A 25948-nucleotide genomic window follows, 5' to 3' on the forward strand; every position below is an offset into this window, starting at 1 on the left:
TTTCAGAAAATGGTATCCTAGTAATAAGTATATTCTTTACTACTTTTACTAATAAACTAGCCCCTTTTATATAGATTCATTATAATAACGACTTTCCAAAGAAAGGAGTACTTTTATTTGAAAGCACAATCAATGATATTTACACTCTTTGGTGATTATATTTGTCACTACGGTTCAAAAATATGGATCGGCAGCTTAATTCGATTATTAAAGGAATTTGGACATAATGAACAAACCGTTCGCGTAGCTGTTTCACGTATGGTGAAACAAGGATGGCTAAGTTCTGAAAAGAAAAGTAATAAAAGCTATTACTTCTTAACAAAACGCGGAGAACAACGGATTCAAGAAGCAGGTAATCGTATTTTTAAATTGAAATCGACTAAATGGGATGGTAAATGGCTTATCTTAATGTATACAATTCCAGAAGAGGATCGTCATATTCGTGATGAACTACGACGCGAATTACATTGGAGTGGTTTTGGTTCATTTTCTAACGGTTGTTGGATAACACCAAATAATCTTGTAAATGAAGTAAAAATCCTTATTCAAAAATACGGCATTGAAGATTATGTTGAATTTTTTGTCGCTGATTATTTTGGACCTAAAGATGAGCAATTACTAGTTAGGAAAAGTTGGGATTTAGAAAGTATTGAAAAGCGTTACGAAGAATTTATTGATGAATACAGTAAAAAATTTATTATTCATCAGAGTATTATTGCTCAAGGTGAAATGACAGATGCAGAATGTTTTGTAGAACGTTCTAAACTTGTTCATGAATACCGTAAATTCCTCTTTATTGACCCTGGCCTCCCAAATGAATTACTCCCTCAAATGTGGAGTGGTAACCACGCTGCTTTATTATTCAAACAGTATTACAAAATTTTAGCGGAACCAGCTAGTCGCTTTTTCGAACAGATATTTGAAAAAGATAATGATTTACAGAAAAAAGATTCTTTATATGATGTTCAACATCATCCATATATGACAGACTTAAAAAGTTAACGAAAAAAAGAGGCTTCTTTAAATGGAAGCCTCTTCTACATTATATTCATTATACACAACTGCTAACTGTTCGCGCATTTCTTTCATTATATCTTGTATTAATTCTTCAACTGTTGGCAAATGGTTAATTAAACCGGCTATTTGACCACTATTCATATAACCTTCTTCACCATTTCCTTCAATTGCCCCTTTAATGTGATAAGGTTCACTTGTTTTTTCATTATACTCTTCTAACGTGATACCAGCTTTTTCTTGTTCCAAAATATTTTTAGCATAAGTATCTCGTAACACTCTACGCACCTGGTTTACTGAACGACCTAGAACCATCGTCTCCTGATCACTTGCTTTTAATAGTCTTTCTTTATAATAAGCATGTACTGGCATTTCTTGAGTTGCGATAAACCGTGTGCCCATTTGTACACCTGAAGCACCTAACATCAATGCAGCTGCCAAACCACGACCATCTCCCACTCCCCCAGCGGCAACAACAGGGATAGAGACCGCTTTTGTAATTTGAGGAATAAGTGTCATCGTTGTAAGTTCTAAATTTGAATTGATACCTGCAGCTTCAAATCCTTCTGCCACAAGTACATCTGCACCTGCTGCCTCCGCTTTTTGTGCATGCTTAACTGCAGCCACTACTACAATCACTTTAATCCCAGCATCATGTAGTTTATCAATAAATGCTGCTGGATTGCCTGCTGATAGTGAAACAACTGGTACCTGTTGTTTGATTGCTAAATCTACTAATTCTTTCGAATGTGGATTCACGTTTATTGGAATATTAATAGCAAATGGTTTTGATGTTTTACTTTTAGTCTCAACGATTAATTTTTCTACTTCTTCTGGTGTCATTACGCCACTACCAATTGTTCCAAGACCACCAGCGTTACTAACAGCGGATGTAATTGTTGCATTACTTATATTACCCATACCGCCTTGAATAATAGGATATTCGATATTTAGTAATCTACATAAACGTTTCATAGAATGCACCTCACTTAAAATTATGATATACTATTTTTGGAATAATTAAAATATTAAAAAAGGGGATGTTGAAATGCTTGTACCTTATCTAGACAAAAAACCAATTGTGGATGAAACAGTATTTGTTGCACCTGGAGCCTATATTATTGGGGATGTAAAAATAGGCGCTCAATCTACAATTTGGTTCAATGCCGTCCTTCGCGGTGATGAAGATCTCATTCAAATAGGCGAAAGATGCAGTATACAAGATAATTCAACAATCCACCATTTTGAAGGTGCACCTGTCATCATTGGGGATGAAGTAACAGTTGGTCACCAAGTCGTATTACATGGTTGTAAAATTGGAAATCGCTCTATCATTGGAATGGGTTCTGTTATTTTAGATCATGTTGAAATTGGTGAAGAATGCATCATTGGGGCAAATACATTACTTACACAAGGAACTAAAATACCACCTCGTTCCCTCGTTGTTGGATCTCCAGGTAAAGTCGTGCGTCAAATAAATGAAAAAGATTTAGAGCTTATTCAACTTTCAATTGATACATATGTACAAAAAGGAATTCAATATAAACAAGTATTCAATAAGTAAATATGTATCAGGTTAGAATCAGAAACACGCTATTTAGTTTCTGATTCTATTATTTTTATATTAGTTTCTACTATTATAATAGCGTGTTTTATTCACCTAAAAATTTCGGCTCTCTTTTTTCATTAAACGCCTGTAAAGCTTCTATTCGATCTTTTGTCGGTATTACCACTTCATAAGCTTCCGTTTCAATTTTTAAACCTGTAGCTAAATCCGTATTCATACCCTTTGTAATCGCATATTTTGCTTGTCGCACAGCAATAGGACCATTTTTCATAATTGCCTTTGCCAATTCTTCACTTGCTGAAATTACTTCTTCCGCTGGCACTACTTTTAACACAATGCCCTCTGCTAGTGCTTCTTCAGCAGTTAATTTTTTCGCTGTAAATATCATTTCTTTTGCTTTCATTTCACCAATTAAGCGTGGCAAACGCTGTGTTCCACCTGCACCTGGAATAATCGCCCAACTTGTTTCAGTAAGGCCCAGTTTCGCATGCTCAGCAGCAATTGCAAAATCACATGCCAATAACCATTCAAAACCACCACCAAGCGCATGCCCATTTACTGCAGCAATCGTTGGTTGAGGTAATTCAGCAATGCTATTAAACACGTCACGAATCGCTTTTACGTTACGTCTTACTTGTTCATCATTTAACATTTTTCGTTCCTTTAAATCTGCACCTGCACTAAATGCTTTCGTCCCAGCACCTGTGAAGATGACTACCCGAATATCATTATTTTTCGCAATTTCATCCACTGTTTCTTGTAAACTTGATAACGTTTCGTAATTAAAACAGTTTAATACTTCGGGACGATTGACCGTCACGTAAGCAATATGATTTTTTACTTCGAATAAGACAACTGACATTAAAATCCTCCCTACTAATACTGACTTATGCGGAAAAGAGCTGTCTCAAAAATTTACGTTTTGGGACAACTCTTACAATTATTGTTCAACCTTTTCGATAATTGTTGCAATGCCTTGTCCAACACCGATACACATTGTCGCTAATCCGTATTGTACGTCACGTTTTTGCATTTCATAGATTAATGTCGTCAAAATACGAGCTCCACTTGCACCTAATGGATGACCAAAAGCAATTGCCCCACCATTCACGTTAACCTTAGAACTATCTAATTCTAGTTGTTTAACACATTCGATTGATTGAGATGCAAAAGCTTCATTAATTTCAACTAAGCCAATATCTGCTACGGAAAGTCCTGCACGTTTTAATGCTTTACGTGAAGCGTCAATTGGACCTAATCCCATTACTGCAGGTTCCAAACCAGCAATTGCACCCGTTACATATTTCGCTAATGGTTTAAGCCCTAACTCTTTCGCTTTGGATGCACTCATGAGTAATAATGCAGAGGCACCATCGTTTACACCTGATGCATTCCCTGCTGTAACCGTGCCACCATCAAAAATTGGACGTAATTGCGCCAATTTTTCAAGGGTTGTGTCAGGACGTGGATGTTCATCTTTATCCACAATTGTTACATTGCCTTTTCTATCTTTAATTTCAACAGGTACGATTTCCTCTTTGAAACGATTTTCTTCAATCGCCCTTTTTGCACGTTGTTGGCTTTCAAAGGCGAATTGATCCTGTTCTTCACGACTAATTTGATATCTTTGTGCTACATTTTCAGCTGTTTGTGGCATTGAGTCAGAACCATACATCTCATGCAATTTTGGATTTGTAAAACGCCAGCCAATTGTTGTATCAAACATTTTTAAATCGCCTCGTGGAAAATCACTTTCCGCCTTTGCCATTACAAAAGGTGCACGAGTCATACTTTCCGTACCACCCGCAATGAAAATTTCCCCTTCACCAGCCATAATGGCACGTGCTGCATAATGAACAGCATCCATACCAGAACCACAAAGTCGATTTATCGTTGTACCACCCACTTCAATAGGTAACCCTGCAAGTAAAGCAGACATCCTCGCTACGTCACGGTTATCTTCACCGGCTTGGTTGGCATTTCCTAACACAACATCTTCTATTTGATCCACTGGAACATTCGGATTACGTTCAATTAACGCCTTAATAACAATTGCACCTAAATCATCTGGTCTTACAGATTTTAACGCACCTTTATATCGACCTATTGGAGTTCTAACTGCATCAACAATAACTACTTCATTCATTTTTTCACCAACTCTTTATCGTCTGTATAGTCATAAACACCACGTCCACTTTTACGGCCAAGTCGACCTGCTTGTACATACTGCTCTAAAAGCGGTGCTGGTCTATATTTTTCTCCTAATTTTTCGTGTAAGTAACGTAAGTTATTTAAGCGAACATCTAACCCTACTAAATCTACTAATTCAAATGGACCCATTGGATAATTTAATCCTAATTTAATCGCTTTATCGATTTCCTCAGGTGTTCCTAGTCCTTCTTGTAGCATATAAAATGCTTCATTTCCAACAAGTGCGCTAATACGACTTGTTACAAAACCAGGGAATTCATTAATAACCACAGTTTCTTTCCCCATTTGTTCAGCAACTTCTCGAATAAGTTGTGCAGTTTCATCGTTTGTTTCTAATCCGCGCACAATTTCAACTAGCTTCATTCGATGAACAGGGTTAAAGAAATGCATTGCAATCGTACGTTCCGGACGCCCTGCATAAGAAGCGATTTCAGTAGGGCTCATTGTAGATGTATTTGTTGCAAAATGGCAAGTAGATGGAGCATACTTTTCCATCTGCTCAAATACAGACTTCTTTATGTCCCTTTTTTCAGGCACCGCTTCGATAATTAAATCTGCGTTACTTACCCCTTCAGCAAGGTTCGTAGTATAAGATAGTTTCGCTTGTCCTAAAGCAGCTTCTTGCTCAGTCAATTTTCCGCGTTTAAGTCCTTTTTCAAAAATACTGTTAATCTCTTTTTCTGCACTTTGCAATGCTTGACCATTTACATCAATTAACGTAGTTGTAAATCCACCGATTGCGGATACATATGCAATTCCTCGACCCATAACACCAGAACCAATTATTGATATATGTTTTACTTTCATAATAATCCTCCCACTAGTTGGAAAACTTATAGTAAATGTTTTGGAGATAAGTCTTTGAAACACTTAGCAAATGAAAAAATAGAAGAATAGGAGAACAATCCCCTATTCTTTTTCATTTTTTATAGGCCAAGTGGATTTAATGGACGATTACCGTAATAAGAGATAATACTCTTTGTTTCTGTATATAAATCTAGAGTTTCAATACAAAGTTCACGGCCAAATCCTGATTGTTTGTAACCACCAAATGGTGTACCTGGCATTGCAGAGAATGGACAGTTTACCATTACAATACCTGCTTCGATTGCGTTTGCTACTCGTGTCGCACGTGCGCCGTCTTTTGACCAAACAGCAGAACCTAGTCCGAATTCTGTATCATTTGCTAAATGAATAGCTTCTTTTTCATCTTTAAATTTACTTACGACAACAACTGGTCCAAAAATCTCTTCTTGAACTACTTTCATTTCTTGTGTTACATCTGTAATGATTGTAGGCTCGTACCAGAAACCATTTTCGTAACCTTCAACATTTGCTACTTTACCACCAAGTAGAATTGTTGCTCCTTCTTCTTTAGCAGATTGCACATATCCATCAATTACATCAACTTGAGCTTGGTCGATGATTGCACCCATATGTGTTTCTTTACTAAATGGATCACCAAGTTTAATTTGCTTTGCTTTAGCAACAAATTTCTCCATGAACTCATCATAAATGCTTTCTTGAATATATAAGCGTGAACGAGCTTCACATGATTGACCTGAATTATAGAAAATTCCATATAATGAACCATCTACTGCAGCATCAATATCAGCATCTTCAAATACTAGATTTGGAGATTTACCACCTAGCTCTAATGTAACGCGTTTTAATGTATCAGAAGCTTTTCTCATAATATCTTTACCAATAGGCGTAGATCCTGTGAATGCCACTTTATCTACTAGTTTATGTTCTACTAAGTAGTTACCAACTTCTGAACCTGAACCAGGTACAATATTTACAACCCCAGCTGGAACACCTGCTTCAAGGCAAATTTCACCTAGGATGATTGCTGTTAATGGTGTTAATGATGCAGGTTTTACGACTACAGAACAACCTACTGCAATCGCAGGAGCAATTTTCCAAGCTGCCATCATTAAAGGATAGTTCCAAGGAATAATTTGAGCACATACACCAACCGCTTCTTTTTCAGTATAGTTACTGAATTGGCCAGGTAAGTTGTTTACTACACCTCTATGTCCAACTGCAGCGGCTGCATAAAACTCAAAGTCTTCAATCGCTTGATGTACTTGACCTTGTGCTGCACTTAAAGATTTCCCAGTATCTAAAACTTCAAGTTCTACAAGCTCATTAAAACGAGAACGCATAATTGCAGCAATTTTATTTAATACTTGTGCACGACGAGATACTGGATACTTTCTCCACTTCCCATTATCAAAAGCCTCGCGTGCCGCTTGTACTGCACGTTCCGCATCTTCTTTCGTCGCTTTAGCAACTTTTGCAATTAATTCACCTGTTGCAGGATTAAAAGTTTCAATTGTTCCACCATTACTACTTTCTACTTTTTCTCCATTAATAATTAGATGGTAATATTCACGTTTTAATGTAACCTTCTCTTCTACAGTTGACATACTATCTCTCCTTTATTCGCCTACAAAAATAGGTTTTCTTTTTTCTGTGAACGCTTGAACACCTTCTCGATGGTCTCTTGTTAAACCTGCAATTCGTTGTCCTTGTGCTTCATATGCTAAAAATTCTTCAAAAGGTAACTCTTCTGCCGCACGTAATGTGCGTTTCATTAATGAAATAGCCTTCGTTGGAAGATTGGCAATATTCTCAGCAAATAAAGCAACCTCTTCATCAAACTTGTCATTTGCAACAACTTTTGTAGCTAAACCTAAAGCTAAAGCATCATGTGGTAAAATGCGCTCTCCCAAAACTGAGATTTCTAATGCTTTTGCGTTACCAACAAGTTGTTTTAAGAAGTATAGATTTCCAGAGTCCGGTATCAGTCCCACATGAACAAAGGCATTTAAGAAAAAGGATTTCTCTGCCATAATTCTAAAATCACATGCAAGGGCTAAACTAAAACCTGCTCCTGCTGCTGCCCCATGTACACCAGCTACAATAGGTTTTTCGCAATTGTAGATTTGTTTCATCATTGGACCATATAAAGTAGTTAACACTTCTCCGTGATCCATGGATTCATCTACAACGGATAAGTCTTGTCCAGAACAAAAACCTTTCCCTGCTCCTTTTATAACGATACAACGTACATTTGAATCTTTTTCAGCTTGCTTTATAGCCTTTGTAATTTCTCGATTCATGTCCGCTGTAAAAGCGTTTAGAGAATCTGGACGATTTAATAGAATCGTACAGACATTGTTAGCTACCACATATTCGATTGTTTCGTACATGTTATCGCCCCTTAAACTGTGGTTTGCGCTTTTCTACAAAGGCTTGCATACCTTCTTTTTGATCTTCTGATGAGAATAGTAAATAGAAGTTTTTCCGTTCGTACTGCATACCTTCATATAATGAATAATCAACCGCTTTACTTACCGATTCTTTAATTAAACGTATAGCAAGTGGTGGTTGATTACTAATTGAGCTTGCAATTTTCAACGTTTCTTCCATCAATACTTCTCGTTGTACGATTTTATTGATGACACCATATTGAAGCGCTTCTTTTGCTTTAATTCGATTTCCAGTCCAAATCCATTCTAAAGCTTTTGTACGTCCAACAAGTTTTGTAAGTCTCTGAGTTCCTCCTGCACCCGGCATAACACCAAGAGTCACTTCAGGAAAACTAAACTCAGTTCCCTCTGCAGCGATTAGCATGTCACAACTTAATGCAAGTTCAAAACCACCGCCAAATACAAAACCTTGAACTGCTCCAATAATTGGTTTTTTGATTAAAGAAATTCGATCCCAATCTGCAAATTGATTTAATAGTTCAAGTTTAACCGTGTCATCATACGCCATCTCATCAATATCGGCTCCAGCTGAAAAAGCATTCCCACGACCTGACAATACGATGACACGGATATCTTCATCACGATCAAAACTTTCTAATGCTTCAACAATTTCGCGCACCATTGTACGATTCAATGCATTATATTGTTTTGGTCGATTTAACTCTATTAAACCAATAGTAGATTGCTTGGAAGTTTCAATGAATTCAAATGCCATTAAGCATCTTCACCAATCATTAATGTAACGATATCTCCAGCAAAGCTCATTAAATCTTTACCAGATGCTTTCCCTTCTTCCGAGCGCATACCATTTTTTAGATCTTCCATGCTGTCATAAATCATTTCACACATTAGATAATAAGGGGATTCTTTTCCCATAGGTGTTCCTGAAAACTTTGTTACTTTCATTTCACGTAGCCCAGGAATTTTTTTAGTAATTGGTGCATGTACCTCGAAATAGTGTTGATCAAATGCCGCCGGGTCTTGTGGCTGTCTATAAAGTGCGATTAATTTAGCCATAATTAACTCTCCTTTTTTTACATTAATGTTGATATAGGCTTCATAGCTTCAAATGGGTTTTTACAACTTTTGCAATATAAAATACTACGACATGCAGTAGGTCCGAATAAGTTTTCCATCGTTACATATTCGGAATTACAATATGGACAGTTTACGTGCCATGAGCCGTCTTCTTCTAAGTATTTTGGTGGTGGAGCAATACCAAATTGCTTCAGTCCTTCTTTTCCCTTTTCAGTGATTCTGTCGGAAGTCCAAGGAGGGTTGAAAATAAATTGAACTTCCACAGAATCTACATTCTCAACCGTTTTGACAGCACGTTCGATATTTCCTTGGATTATGTTTAGTGCAGGACAGCCAGAAAACGTTGGTAGCATTTTTATCGTGACATGCTGACCATCTATTTCTACTTGCTCTACCATCCCTAAATCAAGAATACTCACCGTATCAATTTCGGGATCTTTTATCGTGTCAAGCACTTGATAGATTCGATCTTTAGTATCTACAGCTGTCATTCTTTCCCCTCCTCCTTACCAAGCTGCTGTTAAGTCTGTTCGATATACCTCGGACATTGTGTTAATAGCATATTGTAGTTCTTTTGTATGTTCTCCGTTACGCCCATTACGTTCTGGCTTACCGAATGTTGGAACAGCAACTTTAATAGTTTCAAACACTGGTTTAACATATTCAGTCCAACGATTTAATAGAACTTGTTCTGATTCAATTAAACTAGCATTTGTAATTTCCGTAGCTGCATCACCATATGAGAATAAATCGCCGCAATCAGCAATTACTTTTTCTAGAGCTTTTGTCATACGATTGCGAGCATCTTCTGTTGAATTAAATAATTGTACAAACCAAGTTTTCCAGTGAAGTAAGTGATAGTATAATTCCATACTAATTTTCACTGCTGCTTCTGCTAAAGATTGGTCAGAACTTGATTTTAGAGAATCTATCTTAATCTTTTTAGCTGTTGTATAAATATAGCTTCTCGCCACTGCGTATGCCCAATCATAGCGTGGAGTTTCCATATAAACCCCTTCACCATTTGGACGCTCTACTAAAATACTATTTTTACGTTCAGTTGCAGGACGCATATGTGCAAGTGTATCAGCTACACCTAAACCTAACCCTTCAAGTAAACGATAGTATACTGTTGCGTGACCCATTGTATCTTGTGTAATAGAAGAAAATGCTACGTCTTCTTCGATATGTGGTGCTAATCCTAACCATTCTGAACCACGATATGAAAATAGATAATCATCATCTGCTAATTGGAATAATAGTTCCACTACTGGATTCTCGTATTTTTGTGTCATTTTTTCTGACCCCCAGCCCAAGATAAAATTTCTTTTTCGTCAAACATACCTTGTTCATATTGGCGCCACTTTTTACGTAAATAACCATAACCTTTTGTTAATCGATAGTCTTTGTTATCTAAACGCTCAACCATTTGACGTTCTTCTTGGTTTAATCCGCGGATGTTATCACGTTTAACTACCCATATATCAGCAACCGGTTCACGGCGCATAAAATTTTCTTGTGCCATTACAATCGCAATGTCTTCATTTGGTGCTAACAAGCTAAATTGATGTTGGAACGGTGATGTTTTTGTACGACGACTAAACACTTCAAATTCTTGATAGAATGATTCGTTACCCATCTTTATTTCCCCCTTATCCGATTCGAGCACTTAATGCTTCTCTTACCCATGCATTATCATCATAAGAAGTACGGCGAAGTTTTAAGCGTTCTTGTGATTTTGGTCCTTCATTACGTTGAATTTTCTTGAAGTTCTCCCAATTTGGTTGTTGATAAATCCATTTTTCAGTTTCTTCATCAAAACGTAATGTTGGATCTGGAATTGTTAACCCGATTGATTTAATACGTGGAACATATTTTGATAAGAACCCTTGACGTAATTCTTCGTTTGTATTAATTCGGATTTTATATTTGATTGTAATATCTTGTTTTGTAGAACCAGTTGTATCGCTTGATGGTGGTCCAAAGAAGAATAATAATGCTTCCCACCAACGATTTAAGGCATCTTGAACCATCTCTTTTTGTTCCGGTGTACCTTCTGCAAGAGCTAAAATAATTGCTTCACCATGTTGAGCGTGGAATACTTCTTCTGCACAAATACGTTGAAGTGCACGTGCATAAGGAGCATAGGATGCATTTAACATATTTGTTTGTGTGATGATTGCTGCACCATCTACTAACCAACCAATTAGTCCTGCATCACCCCAGGATTTTGTTGCCATATGGAATACGTTATGGAATTTTAAACGTCCAGCAAATAGGTCTTGCATTAAGTCCTCACGATTTTTACCTAATGGCTTAATTAAATCTTCTGCTACACGAAGTAATAGCTGACCGTGACCCATTTCATCTTGCACTTTCGCCATGATTCCTAGCTTACGATAAAGCGTTGGTGCTTTTGGTACCCATTCTTTTTCAGGTAATGCACCCATAATCTCACTAATACCGTGCATTGAAATTAATTTAATCAATGCTAAACGATACTCTTCTGGCATCCAATCATCTGCCTCGATTTTGTCACCTCTAGCAATTCGCTCTTCAAATTGAGCTTGTAAATCTTTTTCCAACAATACATCAGCTGTCATTTTTACACCCTCCTATATAACATATTTATCAACAAACACTCAATTTCAGTTATATTAATGACCAAAAAAATATTTAACTAAATTTCTTGTAATTCAATCGGTTGACTAGATACTTTAATAGAATCTGTTGGGCAACCGCTCACTGCATCCTCTAAATCATCATAAAGGTCTTCTGGTACTTCTTCGATTCCTTGATTATCATCTAGCAGTACGAACGCAATACCTTCATCATTATAGTCAAAGATTTCTGGCGCACAGGCACCACAAGAACCACATGCGATACATGTCTCTTGATTAATTCGAGTGTATTTTGCCATTTGATCCCCTCCTAATATATGAATCAATTACACGAATTGTTTTTTATTTTCCATTATGCTAGTGCTGTGTAAAGGCTGCACTTTTGAGGATGGGTCAATGTATACTTTTGCATTACTTATTGCAGCTGGTGCTTCACCAAATCCAGTTGCAATTAATTTAATTTTTCCTTCATACGTACAAATATCTCCTGCTGCAAATATACCTGCTATATTCGTTTCCATCCGTGAATTAACAACAATAGAATTTTTCTCAATTTTTAGACCCCAATCCTTAATTGGTCCTAATGTTGAAACAAAACCAAAATTAACAATTACATCATCAACATCTTTTAATAATGTTTGGCTTTCATCTTTCGCATGGTTTAAAACCACTTGGTCAATTTTATCTGTACCAATCAATTTGCTTGGAACGTAAGGCGTTAACACTTCAACTTTTGAAGCAAGTAATTTTTCCACACTATGTTCATGGGCACGGAACTTATCACGGCGATGAACTAATGTTACTTTACTTGCGACTGGTTCTAGCATTAAGGCCCAATCCACTGCTGAGTCTCCTCCACCTAGGATCATGACGTTTTTATTACGGAATTTTTCTAAATTATTTACGAAATAATGTAAATTCTTATTTTTGAATTCATCTTCACGCTCTATTCCAAGAGGACGTGGATTAAAAGCACCATTTCCTGCAGTAATTAAAATAGTTTTTGAATAATGTATATTTACGTTCGTTTTTATAACAAAAATGCCCTCTTCATTTTTTTCAACTGTTTGAACACTTTCACCTAAACAAACGTCTACTGGAAACGTCTTCATTTGTTTTTCTAAGTTATCAATTAACTGTTGAGCTTTTACTTCTGGGAAACCAGCAATATCATAAATATATTTTTCAGGATAGAGGGCAGACAACTGTCCACCCAATTGCGGTAAGCTTTCAATAATCTTAACGCTCATTCCGCGCATTCCACCATAGAATGCCGAAAACATCCCGACAGGTCCACCACCAATAATTGTAACGTCTATTATTGGTAGATTTGTCATCTTACCGCCTCCTCAACAAGTTCCTTACGATGATCAACAACACGAACAGCTTTCCCTTCTGATCTAGGTACACTTAATGGTTGTTGAATTGTTACTTCTACCGAAACTAAACAAGCATTTTTCAAATCATGCTGAACTTGTTTTTTCAGTTTCTTAACTGCATCGCTTTCTAAATTTCCTTCAATAGATTGATAGATGCTTGGTGTAAGCTCTACTCTTACTTCAAGAGCATCCATATTTCCTTTTTTCCATAGGTGAATTTGGTAATATGGTGCAAATTCATTCACTTTTAGTAGCTCACGCTCAATTTCAGAAGGGAATACGTTTACCCCACGAATAATGATCATATCGTCTGTACGTCCCTTTACTCGCGCCATTCTTGCTGTAGTACGACCACATTTACATTTTTCTCTAGTAATTGAAGTAATATCACCTGTACGATAACGAAGTAATGGCAATGCTTCTTTTGTTATACATGTAATTACTAATTCTCCATCTTCCCCATCAGCTACAGGTTGTAAAGTATCCGGATTGATTACTTCAAAGATGAAATGATCCTCAGCTAGGTGCAGACCATCCTGTGCTTCGTAACACTCAATTCCAACACCTGGACCCATCACTTCACTTAATCCGTAAACATCCATCGCTTTAATGCCAAGTTTTTTCTCTATATTTTTACGCATTTCTTCTGACCATGGTTCTGCACCAAAAATACCGTATTCTAAACCATTATCTTCTGGCGCAATTCCTAGTTCTTCTAGTTTTTCTGCGATGTTTAAAATGTAAGAAGGTGTTCCACCAATACCCCTAGGTTTAAAGTCATTTATTAATGTAACTTGACGGTCTGTGTTCCCACCGGAAATCGGTACAACTGCAGCACCTAACTTTTCAACTCCATGATGGAATCCTATACCTCCTGTAAATAATCCATATCCATATGCATTATGGAATATATCTTCTGGAGAACCGCCAGCCGTTACAACAGCACGTGCAATTAGATCTGACCAATTCTCAATATCATTTTTTGTATAACCTACAACTGTTGGTTTGCCACTTGTTCCGGACGAACCATGTATTCGTACAATATCCTTTTGTGGCACTGCAAATAATCCAAATGGATATTGATCCCTTAAATCTTTTTTCACTGTAAACGGCAATTTTCTGACATCTTCAATTGTTTTAATGTCTGAAGGTTTTATCCCCAGTTCATCTAACTTTTGCTTGTAAAATGGCACGTTATTGTAAACCCTTTCAACAGTACCTTTAAGACGAGAAAGTTGAAGTTCTTGCATTTTCTCCCTAGACAATGTTTCGATTTCAGGTGAATACATCATTGCCCCCCCTTTGATTTTTAAAGTGTTTACCCCTTTATATAACACTTTTATTGCGGAACGTATTTTTTTCGTTCTGTTCTCAAAGAATAAAATATTTACATAGAGTTGTCAATAAATTTTGAATATTTTTCTTCAAAATTACGAAAATTTTCTCTTATAAGTTAGTTTTTCAATTATTTTCATAATCTTGTTTAAAATCATTTATTATACAATACATCTATGTACAGGCATAATACTAATAATGTATAGATTCTTTATGTAATTTATATATATCCTATACTCTCTAACTCAAAACAAAGAAACCTTACTATTCTTTTATTTTTCTTTGCGCCTAGATATGATCAATGATACATTTAAAATGTATTTCATATTTATCCACCACCGTATTATTTTTTATATACTTTTACAAAGGGGGATTTTGATGGCAAATAACTTGAGTACGCGTAAAGAAATAATCTTTAAAACACTTCAAGCTGAGCCGTATGCAAATTTTTTAGGATTCAAATTAATTTCAGCTGAAGATGGTTGTGCTGTTGCAGAGGTTATGCCTACGGAGAATATGTTAAATTCGCACGGCACTGTACATGGAGGGGTTATTTTTTCAATAGCAGACTTCGTATTTGCTGCTGCAAGTAACTCTTACGGTCAAATTGCTGTTGGCGTTAATAATAATATTAACTATCTCTCAGCTGCATTCCCAAATAAACTGTTACGAGCCGAGGCAAAGGAAGTTAGACGTACAAGAAAGTTGGCATGGTATTCGATTAAAGTGTTTAGTGAAGATGAGTTAGTCGCTACAATGGAGGCAATGGTTTACGTTAAAAGCGAGTATTTTGTGAAAGAATAATTGCTTTAGGATGGTATGGAATACAAAGGGGATAAAATTACAAATAATTATAATTAAATTCATATGATGGCTTTCCCCATTGGAAAGTCATCTTTTTTATTACACTCATTAAAATAAAAAATGAACTTAGCGTCGACTAAGTTCATTTTTATATTTATACTTTTGCAGCTTCCATTTTACCAAAGTATGCTTCTTGTACTTTCGGGTCGTTTAATAACTCCTGAGAAGTTCCAGAAATCACAATTTGACCATGAGCTAATACACAGCCTCGATCTGCTACTTTTAGAGCAGCCTTTACATTTTGTTCTACTAGAATAATTGTCGCTCCACGTTCATCGCAAAGTTTTCTCAAAATCTGCATAATATCTTTCACAATTAGTGGTGCTAATCCTAGGGAAGGCTCATCTAACATAAGTACTTTTGGATTCGCCATTAATCCACGACCAATTGCTAACATTTGCTGCTCTCCACCTGATAATAATCCACCCGGTCGATTTAACATCGTTTTCAAACGTGGAAATAGTTCTAATACTTCTTCGTATTCATCGTGAACTTTCTTATGGTCACGACGATAACGATGATATGCTCCAAGCATTAAATTATCTTTTACGGAAAGTGAAGAGAAAATTTGTCTACGTTCTGGTACCAAGCATATACCGGAAGATACCATTTTTTGAACGTTCTGCTTCGTAATGTCTTTCCCCTTATACTCTATTGATCCACTACTTGGTCGATATACACCTGCTAACGTTCCAAGCAGTGTACTTTTTCCGGCTCCATTCGAACCGACAATTGCTAATAACTCCCCTTCAGAAAGCTCAAAATTGATACCATTTAACACGTGTAAATAGCCATGATGTGTGTGTAAATCAGTAACTTTAAGCATATGCTTCTACACCTTCTTCCTCTTCATCCCCTAGGTAGGCAGCAACAACTTGTGGATTTTGGTAGATTTCTTCTGGTGTTCCTTCACCAATCTTTACCCCATTATCAATAACAACGATAGAGTCAGAAATAGACATAACAGTTTCCATATCGTGCTCAACAAATAAGAAGGTCATTCCTTGCTCTCTCATTTTTAAAATAACTTCAACTAATTGTCTAGATTCTTCCGAGTTTAAACCTGCCATTGGTTCATCAAGTAGTATTAACTTTGGATTTGAGATTGCTGCACGTGCAATTTCAAGAAGGCGTTGACTACCATAAGGTAAACGATCTGCTATTTCATAAGCTAAATCACTTATCCCAACAGCTTCTAATGCCTCCATTGCACGTTCCATTGTTTTAACCTCTTCATTTCTAACACTTGGTAACCTTAATCCCGCGGTCAAAATATTTGTTTTCATTGTTATATGAGCGCCTGTCATAACGTTTTCAATCACCGTCATGTTGTCAAATACTTCTAAGTTTTGAAAAGTACGTGTAATTCCCATTTGAGCTATTTGATAAGGCTTTTTGCGATTTAAACGCTTCTCCTGGAAGTAAATATTGCCTGAAGAACTTGGCAACACCCCAGTAATCATATTAAACAGGGTTGACTTCCCTGCACCATTCGGCCCGATAACTGCAAAAATTTCTCCTTCTTCTACTGTAAAGGAGACATTATCTACGGCAACAACACCACCAAAAACCTTTGTTAAATTTTCTACACTTAGAATTGGTCTTTTGTTACTCATTTGTTGTCGCCTCCAGTCGCATTTACTGAAATAGTAGATTGTAATGCGCCATTTGTTGGCGTCTTTTTCTTAAATTTAGACATCAGTTTTTCAAATCTCGGTACTAAACCATCAGGCATATAGATTAATGTCAACACTAACAAAATACCAAAGAATACAATTTCAAATTGTCCACCTACATTCGGTAAAAGCAAAGGTACATAATGTTTTAAAATTTCATCAAGTAATACATACATAGCTGCTCCTACAATGGAACCCCATATATTTCCTTTTCCACCCATGATAACCATGATTAAGAAGAAAATAGATGTATTCGCTACAAATAAATCTGGATTAATAAATGATACGTAATGAGCAAGCAGTGAACCAGAAACGGATGCAAAAATAGCACTTAATACAAAGATTTGTAGTTTATAATTCATTAAATTAACACCTACAGCATCTGCTGCTATTTCGCTACCTTCGATTGATCTTAATCCACGTCCGATTCGAGAATGAATAATATTACGTGTAAATAATATTGCAAAGAAAACAAAGACCCAAATTAAATAAAAATAACTTTTATCCGTAATAAACTCATAGCCAAAGAGACTAATTGGTGGAATTCCAAAGAAACCATTAGAGCCTCCTGTAATAGAACTAAACTCTTTAAATAATGTATAAACGATGATACCAAACCCAAGAGTAGCAAGCGCTAGATAGTAACCCTTTAATTTAAATGTTGGAATACCTACAATTAAAGCTACTACTGCTGAGATTAAGGCACCTATAATAATTGCAATCCATGGATTTAACCCATAAGTACTTGTTAATACCGCTGAGGAATACGCCCCAATCCCATAAAATGCTGCATGCCCTAAAGATATTTGTCCTGCATATCCTGTTAAAGTTGTAAGACCAATACAAACAAGCGCATAAAAACCAATCATCGTTAAAATAGAAAATAAATAATTGGATGAAGAAACTAAGGGAATACAAAACAACACAGCAAATAAGATAATGGGACCCAAAATACTATTGTTATAAATTAACTTCAAACTTTTACTATTCATTATGAATCCCCCTATACACGTTTTCCAGAAGCCTTTGCAAATAGTCCCTCTGGCTTAACGAACAGAATAAGCAATAAGAATGTGAATGTGACAACATCTTTTAATCCTGAAGACCATAACCCTTCAGTAAACGCTTCAAGAATTCCAATTAAAAATGCTCCTGCTATTGCTGCTGGTGCGTTCGTTAAACCACCAATTACCGCTGCTACGAATGCCTTAATCCCTAGCATCATCCCCATATCATAAGTTGCACCTGAAATTGGCGCGATAACTGTTCCTGCTAATGCACCGACACCAGCACTTACGATAACCGCAAATAAAGACATCTTTTCAGGGTTAATCCCCATTAAACGTGCCGCAAATGGATTTACTACACAAGCAGTAAGAGATTTCCCTACAAATGTGTAATTGAAGAAATACATCATTAAAATTAATATGACAATCGATATACCTACAGCCCAAATATTTTGTGGCAACAACACTGCATCTAAAATTGTAATTGGCGTGTTATCTGTAAATGGAGGTAATGTTTGTACCTGTGTACCCCAAATAAGAATGGCTGCCCCACGTAGCACAATGGAAACACCAATTGTAATAATAATTAAAGTGGTTACCGATGACTTCCTCGCTGTATGAAGAGCCGTTCTTTCGAATATCCCTCCGATCGCCGCAACAATGACAATACTAAGGATAATCGCTAACCATAAAGGTACATTGTTATTAACCAGCGAAATACAAGTCAGTGCCCCTAGCATTGCAAATTCACCCTGGGCAAAATTTAATATACCGGTAACGTTATAAATCACAACGAAGCCAACTGCTATTAGTGCGTAAATTGCTCCAAGTGTTAGCCCTGAAAATAGCAGTTGCATCATTTGAGATAGTAATTCCATTAGGATCCCCCTCCATCAAAAAAATTTGAAAAATAATGAGCATTGGATGTTACTTCAATGCTCATTAGTCACTTACATATTATTTTTCAAGTACCCATTCACCATTTTGAATACGTACCATTTCAAAACTATCTGGAGCAAGACCCATGTGATTATCAGGTGTAATGTTAAAGATACCTGTAACACCAATGTACTCACCTAATTCATTTTCAATAAAGTCACGAATCGCTGCACGGTCAGTACCTTTAGACTCAATTGCCTTAACAGCGATATTGAATCCATCTGCTGCATACGTACCGAATGTACTAGCTGGTTTATTATATTTGTCTGTATATTGTTTGCTATAACTTACTAGCACATCTTTTTGTGGATTTGAATCTTCTAAACTATTTGCAACAAGTAATTTACCAGTTGGTAAGATTACATCATTAGCAGCATCACCTGCTACTTCAATAAATTGTTCTGTTGCAATACCGTGACTCGCTAAAATTGGTGCTTCTAATGCTAACTCACGGATATTTTTAATAACTACAGCAGATTCTTGTACTGTACCCCATACGATAATCGCATCAGGATTTTCTTTTTTAACACGAGTTAATAATGGTTTTGCATCATTTACTGTTGCTTCGAACTCATCTTCAATAACTGCTTCGATTCCGTATTCAGGTGCATACTTTTTAAACTCATCATGTCCACCTGTACCGTATGAGTTTGCAACATTTAACCATGCAACTTTCGTTAAGTTTTTATCTTTTAAGTATTGTAAAATACGCTCAACTGCTAATTGATCATCTTGTGGCATTTTAAATACCCATTTACGAGCATTTCCACTTTCATCGACATAAACTTGCTTACTTGCAGCAAGTGAAATATATGGAGTTTCATATTGTTCTGCAAGTGGTAACATTGCAAGAGCATTTCCACTTATTGTTCCACCGATTACAACTGTTGCTTCATCTTGTGTAAGCGCTTTTTTCATTGCTAAGATTGCTTGGTTTTGGTCTGACTTATCATCGTAAGTAATTAACTCGATTTGTTGACCATTAATACCACCTGCAGCATTCTTCTCTTCTACTAACATTTTAATTGTTTCTAGTTCTGGTTCCCCAAGTGCCGCAGCTCCACCAGATGATGAGAAGATACCTACGATTTTAATAGGTTCACCGTCACCACTAGGTTCAGTTGTAGCTGAATCTTCTTTTGCAGGTTCTGTTGAAGTTTCTTTTGTTTCTGATGCATTGTCTGAATTACATGCTGCTAAAAATAGCATAGTCATCAGTACAAACAGAGATAAGAATACTTTTTTCACTACAAAACACCCCTTATTTCTCTAATTTTTTTGTAAGCAATTATTAGCCCCTTTTCTAAATAATCGCTTACGGAAATTTGCTCCCCAATACAAAAACAAAAACAGCCTTTTCTTTTTGTACTGAGCAACAAACTAGCACTAAAATAGAAATATCATACATTAGTAAGAATTTTTCGGTTAAATTGTAGATATTCCATAAATATTGCTAGCTTATTTAGAAGATTAACATGTTTTACTAAATATTTTAAATACTTAAAAAATTCATTTTGTATAGATTATATACAAAAAAAGTATAAGACATTTCTCATCGTTATAAATAAATACAGTTATATAATTGTGGATTAGTATATTTTAAGCACTGTCAGAATAACCAATTAAAATCGTATAAAACCAATAAAATCAACGTTTAAAAGGATTCTTTATTTTTCTAACACTTTAACAAATTAAACCAACTCTTATTAATTACAAAAAATAAACTACAAACAATAAAATGTTATATATTAAAATGTAATAAAATATGATATCATACATATTAAATATGTAATTTTCAGAATACTGAATGAAAAAGGTATAGATTAAGGAGGAGCCCAATGGATTTAAGACAATTGAAGTACTTTGTCACAATTGTTGAGGAAGGTCAAATTACAAAGGCTGCTAAGAAGTTACATATGGCACAACCTCCCCTAAGTTATCAGTTAAAATTAATAGAATCAGAGCTTGGGTGTCAGTTATTCGATCGAAATGGACGTAATATGATACTCACTGAATCCGGAAGTATCCTCTACAAAAAAGCCAAATCATTATTGGCTAATTTTGAAGAAACAATATTTGAAGTAAAAGAAGTTGGCAAAGGGATAAAAGGACTTCTGTCAATCGGCGTTGATCAAACTTGCCAAAACTATATAACTGATAAAATTGTAAGTATGAATAACGAATATCCCGACTTACGCTTCAAATTAAATGAAGGAGATACCTTTGCTTTAACAGAAAGCTTAGATCGAAAAGAAATTGATGTTGCTATTATTCAGCATCCTATAGAAGATGAGCGCTTCGATTCAATGATATTACCTGCTGAACAATACGTTTTAGTAACACCCGATAAGTGGCAATTAGATGGCCCAATTGAAATGAAAAGCTTAAAAGATATACCATTCTTATCTTTTTACCGACATCGAAAATGTAACACGTATAAAATCATCATTGATGAATTTAGAAGACATGGTTTTACACCTAATATTATTTGCGATTGTATTGATTTAGCTATGATTGTAACCCTCATCAAAGAAGGTTTGGGAGTAACCATTTTACCGCGCAACAGTTTGGATAAGCTTAGTACTAACGGAATTAAAATTCTTGAATTTGTAGATTGTAATATTCAATCTCAGGCTACTATTATTTGGCCCAAAAACCGCTATTTATCCAAAAACGCTCGTAATTTTATTGGTATGTTTAACAATGCAACAACAGCGGACATGGAGAAAGATATTGTTACATTATAATTCCCTTCAGATAATTACGGGGCTCCCATTAGCGGTAGGTCACTTACAAATGAGCCCCATTTATCACAAATAAAAAACACCTATGAGACGTTAAGAATCCCATAAGTGCCTTACAATTAATTTAAAGTTGTTTATCCCTTTATATTCCGCATTTCCTCAATTTGACGGCGTTGTTCTGCTAAGGCTTGTTCAACCTGCAATTTTTGTTCTGCTTCTTTTTCCTCTTTTACTCTCAACGCTTCCGCCTCTTCGTATTTCTTGTATCCTATACGTGCGATAACAATACTAATTTCGTAAAGAATAAAAAGTGGAATTGCAATAAGTAGATTTGAAATCAAGTCTGGAGGTGCCAAAAGCACAGCCAGTACAAACAAAACGAAGTATGAGTATTTACGGAACTTAACCATAAGTTTTGGATTTAATAACCCAATCCTAGCTAAAAATAGTGTTACAACAGGCAATTGGAAAATTAACCCGAAAGGAACAACTAATTTAAATAGGAATGAAAAATATTCATTAATACCGATTGTTTGCTGAATATCGAGATCATTCGATAATTTCATCATAAAATTCATAACATTTGGAAACAAAATAAAGTAACCAAATGCTAGTCCACCAATAAACAGTATAAATGAATAAGGTATATATTTTAATGTTGCTTTACGTTCCGTCTCATGTAAACCAGGCGTAATAAATGCCCATAGTTGATATAAAATGATTGGGGACGTAATCACTAATGCTACAACAAATGTAACTTCTAAATAAACAGTAAGCGGGTCACCTACGTTAAACGCGTTTAGCGTCAATTTTTCAGCATCTTCATGTTGGATATATTTAATGATTGGTTCTGCTAAATAAAATCCCCCAATTAATGCTATTACAAAAAAGGCAGCACATATAAAGAGACGCTTTCTTAGTTCTTCAATATGCTCAATAACAGTGAGTTCTTTTGGATTCATACTAATGTGACATCCTTAACTTACTTGTTTTGGTCCTTGTGTTCAATGACTTTCTTTGTGTCATGATCATCATCATCGATTAACCCTTTTGTACCTTTTTTAAACTCACGAAGCGTAGAGCCAAATGCCTTTCCAAGCTCTGGCAACTTTTTAGGGCCGAAGATTAATAAAGCTACAATACCGATAATAACTAGGCTCACTGGTCCGATTGCATTTAAATGCACAACCATGATAGCCACCTCCTCTATTATATGTACATTTTAACGCATCTTGTCGTAATTTGCTAATATATAATGTGAACACTTTTCGTCAGTCACTATTTCGAATTAAATAAATCAATGCTTCTAATTCAACCGACAAATCGATATTCATTAACTTCATGGATTCAGGTACATTTAAACGTACTGGCGTAAAGTTCAGTATACCTTTCGCGTTGATTGCTGCAAGTCGATCTGTCATCACTTGAGCAGACCGTGAAGATACAGTTAAAATTGCAAGTTCTGCATTATATTCATGGTACATTTCCTCTAACCGATCTGGATGATACACAGGAATTCCATTCACTTCTGTTCCCTCATGTGGTGCCTTTGAATCAAAAGCCACTACAATTCTTGTATTATGGTTTTTTTGAAAATTGTATTTTAAAAACGCATTACCTAAGTTCCCTACCCCGATTAAAGCTACGTTTGCACCCTCGTCTTGGTCAAGTGTTTGTCTAAAAAACTCAAGTAAATAAAGAACATCATAACCGTACCCTTTTTTGCCAAGTGCCCCGAAATAGGAAAAATCTCTACGAATCGTAGCAGAATCTATTTTCATTGCCTCACTAAGTTCCTGTGATGAGATTCTTCTTTTACCTTCATTTGCGAAATTTTGCAAAAACCGATAGTACAGAGGTAGTCTCTTAGTTGTAGCTTGCGGTATTTTCATTTCCTGTTTCAAACCATATCCCCCTAACAATATAACCAATACAATAGCAATTTTATCATGATTAAAAGGCTGAACCTTATTATATTAATAAAGAAAATTTTATAGAAATCGTTATCATATTACTAAACATGTTGAAATAAGTAAAGTCTCCTCGTTGCGAACAACACCCCCATCCATTACACTAATGTTAGCGAAACAGAGGTGTAAAGAATGATTGTATTACAAGTAAATCAATTATATAAATCTTTTGCGACAGATGAAATATTAAGTGGTGTAAAATTAGAAGTTCAACATAAAGATCGTGTTGCTTTAGTAGGACGTAATGGTGCTGGAAAATCAACGCTACTAAAAATCATCGCCGGCCAAATGTCTTATGATTCTGGTGAGATTATCATACCGAAAGATGTAAAACTAGGCTACTTAGAACAACATACAGGGCTCGAATCAACATTATCTATTTGGGACGAAATGATGACAATCTTTGCTCCCCTTCGTAATCAAGAACAAAAGTTACGTGAATTGGAGCAGAAGATGGCGGACCCTGCTGTATACGAAAACACAGAAGTTTATAACCGTATTATGGCTGAATACGATCAACTTCAACATGATTATAAAGATGCTGGTGGATATCAGTACGAAGCAGATACACGTTCTGTATTACATGGGATGCAATTTTTCCCTGAAGACTATAATAAACTAATTTCTTCATTATCTGGTGGGCAACGAACAAGACTTGCTCTTGCGAAACTCTTATTAAGCAAACCAGATCTGCTTATTCTAGACGAACCGACCAACCATTTAGATATTGAGACATTAAGTTGGTTAGAAAGTTATTTAAAGGGGTATGATGGAGCAATTCTAATCGTTTCCCATGACCGCTACTTCTTAGACCAAGTTGTTTCAATTGTATATGAAGTTAGTCGCCACCATGTATCTAAATATGTTGGGAACTATAGTGCTTACTTAGATCAAAAGGCAAAAAACTATGAACGAGATTTAAAATTGTATGAAAAAGAACAAGATGAAAAAGCGAAATTAGAAGCATTTATCCAAAAAAATATTGCCCGTGCCTCTACTACCAAAATGGCTCAAAGTCGACGAAAAGTATTAGAAAAAACACAATGGATGGACTCTCCTGATGGGGATGAAAAATCAGCAAATTTTGGATTCACCATTGATCGTCAAAGTGGAAATGACGTTCTTTCCATAGATGAATTAGCTATTGGTTATGAAGGAAATACAATATCCAAAAATATTTCGATGCGTCTATTCCGTGAAGACCGAGTTGCACTTGTAGGTCCAAATGGTGTAGGGAAATCAACATTACTAAAAACAATTGTAAAAGATTTACCGTTAATGCATGGAGATATTCGGTATGGTGCAAATGTTCAAATCGGTTATTATGATCAAGAGCAAGCAAAATTAACAGGCAACAAAAGCGTACTTCTTGAACTATGGGATGAATGGCCTTTAATGAATGAAAAAGATATTCGTACAATTTTAGGACGCTTCCTATTTAGTGGTGAAGATGTACTGAAACCTGTTCATTCATTATCTGGTGGTGAAAAAGCTCGACTTGCTTTAGCGAAACTTATGATGCAAAAAGCGAATTTACTTATTCTCGACGAGCCAACAAACCATTTAGATTTAGATAGTAAAGAAGTGTTGGAAAATGCACTAATCGATTATCCAGGTACATTACTATTTGTATCCCATGACCGCTATTTTATTAATCGAATTGCTACAAAGGTTATTGAAATGTCTAGTGATGGCTCCTTTGAATATTTAGGTGATTATGATTATTACCTTGAGAAAAAACAAGAATTACAAGAGTTAGCTGAAATGAAAGCAGCGGCTGATGCGAAAGAAATTAAGCAAGCTCCTACCGTAAAATCAACATCACAAATTGATAAAGATGCAAAAAAACGAGAACGTCAAATTCGTCGTACGATTGAAGAGCTTGAAAATGGGATGAATAAACTCTCAGAGGAAATAGCTCAGATTGAAGAACAATTGTGTGATCCTGAAATCTTCCGTGACCACGAAAAAGTATTGGAACTTCAAAACAAATTAGACAATGCCAAATCTGAACATGACGAAAAAGAAATGCAATGGCTTGAATTAAATGAAGAACTAGAGAATATAAATTCTTAAATAAGGTAATATTAATTAGGCTGTGTTGAAAATCCTTAATTTTCTACACAGCCTTTTCTATACTCATTAAATAGAAGACTTAAAATCATTTTTTAGACACCTACCATTTATTATCGAAAAATAATTTACATATATCTTGGTCAATAGACAAATTTCGATAAAATTCCTCCACAAAATTATTCACATTACAAAACTAGTAATATCAACATATCAACAGACTTTCCCACAT

At 35.7% G+C, this 25948-nt stretch carries 28 protein-coding genes; 5 read left to right on the forward strand and 23 right to left on the reverse strand.

Features of this window, described 5'->3' with window-relative positions; translation table 11 throughout:
* Positions 1–132 precede the first annotated feature (132 nt).
* Entirely contained in the window at positions 133–1002 is an 870-nt protein-coding gene (paaX, locus tag NKR20_RS16225) for a phenylacetic acid degradation operon negative regulatory protein PaaX (RefSeq protein WP_121214349.1), read from the forward strand.
* Between the two features lie 18 nt (positions 1003–1020).
* Here paaX and NKR20_RS16230 read toward each other — a convergent pair whose 3' ends face one another.
* A complete protein-coding gene (locus NKR20_RS16230) occupies positions 1021–2010 on the reverse strand; it encodes an NAD(P)H-dependent flavin oxidoreductase (RefSeq protein ID WP_281272151.1) in 990 nt (329 codons plus the stop codon).
* 52 nt (positions 2011–2062) lie between these two features.
* Here NKR20_RS16230 and NKR20_RS16235 point away from each other — a divergent pair, with 52 nt between their 5' ends.
* Positions 2063–2578 (forward strand): gamma carbonic anhydrase family protein, encoded by a 516-nt coding sequence (locus NKR20_RS16235; RefSeq protein WP_253427623.1) that lies wholly within the window; start codon positions 2063–2065, stop codon positions 2576–2578.
* 88 nt (positions 2579–2666) lie between these two features.
* Here NKR20_RS16235 and NKR20_RS16240 read toward each other — a convergent pair whose 3' ends face one another.
* The 14 genes from NKR20_RS16240 to NKR20_RS16305 form a co-directional block, all read right to left on the reverse strand.
* Complete coding sequence (locus tag NKR20_RS16240; protein ID WP_253427625.1) at positions 2667–3443, reverse strand: enoyl-CoA hydratase-related protein; 777 nt, start codon at positions 3441–3443, stop codon at positions 2667–2669.
* A gap of 78 nt (positions 3444–3521) precedes the next feature.
* Positions 3522–4727, reverse strand: coding sequence for a 3-oxoadipyl-CoA thiolase (pcaF, locus tag NKR20_RS16245; protein WP_121214320.1), 1206 nt, complete (start codon positions 4725–4727; stop codon positions 3522–3524).
* Positions 4724–5599: a 3-hydroxyacyl-CoA dehydrogenase gene (locus tag NKR20_RS16250; protein ID WP_253427627.1), complete on the reverse strand. Its 876-nt coding sequence runs from the start codon at positions 5597–5599 to the stop codon at positions 4724–4726. The genes pcaF and NKR20_RS16250 overlap by 4 nt, the downstream gene beginning before the upstream one ends.
* Before the next feature lie 119 nt (positions 5600–5718).
* Positions 5719–7224 carry an aldehyde dehydrogenase family protein gene (locus NKR20_RS16255; protein ID WP_121214322.1) on the reverse strand — a complete coding sequence of 502 codons (1506 nt, stop codon included), beginning with the start codon at positions 7222–7224 and terminating at the stop codon, positions 5719–5721.
* Positions 7225–7236: 12 nt separating this feature from the next.
* Positions 7237–8010, reverse strand: a complete 774-nt coding sequence (locus NKR20_RS16260; protein ID WP_121214323.1) for an enoyl-CoA hydratase-related protein — start codon at positions 8008–8010, stop codon at positions 7237–7239.
* Position 8011: 1 nt separating this feature from the next.
* Positions 8012–8785 carry an enoyl-CoA hydratase/isomerase family protein gene (locus NKR20_RS16265; protein WP_253427629.1) on the reverse strand — a complete coding sequence of 258 codons (774 nt, stop codon included), beginning with the start codon at positions 8783–8785 and terminating at the stop codon, positions 8012–8014.
* Positions 8785–9087: an EthD family reductase gene (locus NKR20_RS16270; RefSeq protein WP_121214325.1), complete on the reverse strand. Its 303-nt coding sequence runs from the start codon at positions 9085–9087 to the stop codon at positions 8785–8787. The genes NKR20_RS16265 and NKR20_RS16270 overlap by 1 nt, the downstream gene beginning before the upstream one ends.
* Before the next feature lie 17 nt (positions 9088–9104).
* A complete protein-coding gene (paaD, locus tag NKR20_RS16275) occupies positions 9105–9599 on the reverse strand; it encodes a 1,2-phenylacetyl-CoA epoxidase subunit PaaD (protein ID WP_253427630.1) in 495 nt (164 codons plus the stop codon).
* 15 nt (positions 9600–9614) lie between these two features.
* Complete coding sequence (paaC, locus tag NKR20_RS16280; RefSeq protein WP_253427632.1) at positions 9615–10403, reverse strand: 1,2-phenylacetyl-CoA epoxidase subunit PaaC; 789 nt, start codon at positions 10401–10403, stop codon at positions 9615–9617.
* On the reverse strand, positions 10400–10747 hold the full coding sequence (gene paaB, locus NKR20_RS16285; RefSeq protein ID WP_121214328.1) for a 1,2-phenylacetyl-CoA epoxidase subunit PaaB: 348 nt from the start codon (positions 10745–10747) through the stop codon (positions 10400–10402). Before paaB ends, paaC begins: the two co-directional genes overlap by 4 nt.
* A gap of 13 nt (positions 10748–10760) precedes the next feature.
* Positions 10761–11711, reverse strand: a complete 951-nt coding sequence (paaA, locus tag NKR20_RS16290; RefSeq protein ID WP_121214329.1) for a 1,2-phenylacetyl-CoA epoxidase subunit PaaA — start codon at positions 11709–11711, stop codon at positions 10761–10763.
* A gap of 77 nt (positions 11712–11788) precedes the next feature.
* A complete protein-coding gene (locus NKR20_RS16295; protein ID WP_121214330.1) occupies positions 11789–12028 on the reverse strand; it encodes a ferredoxin in 240 nt (79 codons plus the stop codon).
* A gap of 27 nt (positions 12029–12055) precedes the next feature.
* Positions 12056–13066 (reverse strand): NAD(P)/FAD-dependent oxidoreductase, encoded by a 1011-nt coding sequence (locus NKR20_RS16300; protein WP_253427634.1) that lies wholly within the window; start codon positions 13064–13066, stop codon positions 12056–12058.
* Positions 13063–14397, reverse strand: coding sequence for a phenylacetate--CoA ligase family protein (locus NKR20_RS16305; protein WP_253427636.1), 1335 nt, complete (start codon positions 14395–14397; stop codon positions 13063–13065). Before NKR20_RS16305 ends, NKR20_RS16300 begins: the two co-directional genes overlap by 4 nt.
* A 424-nt stretch (positions 14398–14821) precedes the next feature.
* On the opposite strand from NKR20_RS16305, the gene NKR20_RS16310 reads away from it, so the two are divergent.
* Entirely contained in the window at positions 14822–15247 is a 426-nt protein-coding gene (locus NKR20_RS16310; protein WP_121214333.1) for a PaaI family thioesterase, read from the forward strand.
* 154 nt (positions 15248–15401) lie between these two features.
* Here the strand turns inward: NKR20_RS16310 and NKR20_RS16315 are convergent, their stop codons facing one another.
* The 5 genes from NKR20_RS16315 to NKR20_RS16335 all read right to left on the reverse strand — a co-directional run bounded on the left by NKR20_RS16315 (position 15402) and on the right by NKR20_RS16335 (position 20177).
* Entirely contained in the window at positions 15402–16133 is a 732-nt protein-coding gene (locus tag NKR20_RS16315) for an ABC transporter ATP-binding protein (RefSeq protein WP_121214334.1), read from the reverse strand.
* Positions 16126–16923, reverse strand: a complete 798-nt coding sequence (locus tag NKR20_RS16320; protein ID WP_121214335.1) for an ABC transporter ATP-binding protein — start codon at positions 16921–16923, stop codon at positions 16126–16128. Before NKR20_RS16320 ends, NKR20_RS16315 begins: the two co-directional genes overlap by 8 nt.
* A complete protein-coding gene (locus NKR20_RS16325) occupies positions 16920–17975 on the reverse strand; it encodes a branched-chain amino acid ABC transporter permease (protein WP_121214336.1) in 1056 nt (351 codons plus the stop codon). The genes NKR20_RS16320 and NKR20_RS16325 overlap by 4 nt, the downstream gene beginning before the upstream one ends.
* A gap of 11 nt (positions 17976–17986) precedes the next feature.
* The gene (locus tag NKR20_RS16330; RefSeq protein ID WP_121214337.1) at positions 17987–18868 is read right to left on the reverse strand and encodes a branched-chain amino acid ABC transporter permease; all 882 of its coding nucleotides are present in this window, start codon (positions 18866–18868) and stop codon (positions 17987–17989) included.
* Between the two features lie 79 nt (positions 18869–18947).
* Positions 18948–20177, reverse strand: a complete 1230-nt coding sequence (locus NKR20_RS16335; RefSeq protein ID WP_121214338.1) for an ABC transporter substrate-binding protein — start codon at positions 20175–20177, stop codon at positions 18948–18950.
* Between the two features lie 590 nt (positions 20178–20767).
* Between NKR20_RS16335 and NKR20_RS16340 the strand changes: the two genes are divergently transcribed.
* Positions 20768–21676 (forward strand): LysR family transcriptional regulator, encoded by a 909-nt coding sequence (locus NKR20_RS16340; RefSeq protein WP_253427639.1) that lies wholly within the window; start codon positions 20768–20770, stop codon positions 21674–21676.
* A gap of 131 nt (positions 21677–21807) precedes the next feature.
* Here the strand turns inward: NKR20_RS16340 and tatC are convergent, their stop codons facing one another.
* The 3 genes from tatC to NKR20_RS16355 form a co-directional block, all read right to left on the reverse strand.
* Positions 21808–22635, reverse strand: a complete 828-nt coding sequence (gene tatC, locus NKR20_RS16345) for a twin-arginine translocase subunit TatC (protein WP_253427641.1) — start codon at positions 22633–22635, stop codon at positions 21808–21810.
* A 20-nt stretch (positions 22636–22655) separates the two neighbouring features.
* Positions 22656–22865 (reverse strand): twin-arginine translocase TatA/TatE family subunit, encoded by a 210-nt coding sequence (locus NKR20_RS16350; protein ID WP_253427643.1) that lies wholly within the window; start codon positions 22863–22865, stop codon positions 22656–22658.
* Positions 22866–22944: 79 nt separating this feature from the next.
* Positions 22945–23577, reverse strand: a complete 633-nt coding sequence (locus NKR20_RS16355; RefSeq protein WP_097072378.1) for a redox-sensing transcriptional repressor Rex — start codon at positions 23575–23577, stop codon at positions 22945–22947.
* A gap of 198 nt (positions 23578–23775) precedes the next feature.
* Between NKR20_RS16355 and NKR20_RS16360 the strand changes: the two genes are divergently transcribed.
* The gene (locus NKR20_RS16360; protein ID WP_253427645.1) at positions 23776–25719 is read left to right on the forward strand and encodes an ABC-F family ATP-binding cassette domain-containing protein; all 1944 of its coding nucleotides are present in this window, start codon (positions 23776–23778) and stop codon (positions 25717–25719) included.
* Positions 25720–25948 lie beyond the last annotated feature (229 nt).

The organism is Ureibacillus endophyticus, assembly GCF_024159215.1.
Lineage (GTDB): Bacteria > Bacillota > Bacilli > Bacillales_A > Planococcaceae > Ureibacillus > Ureibacillus endophyticus.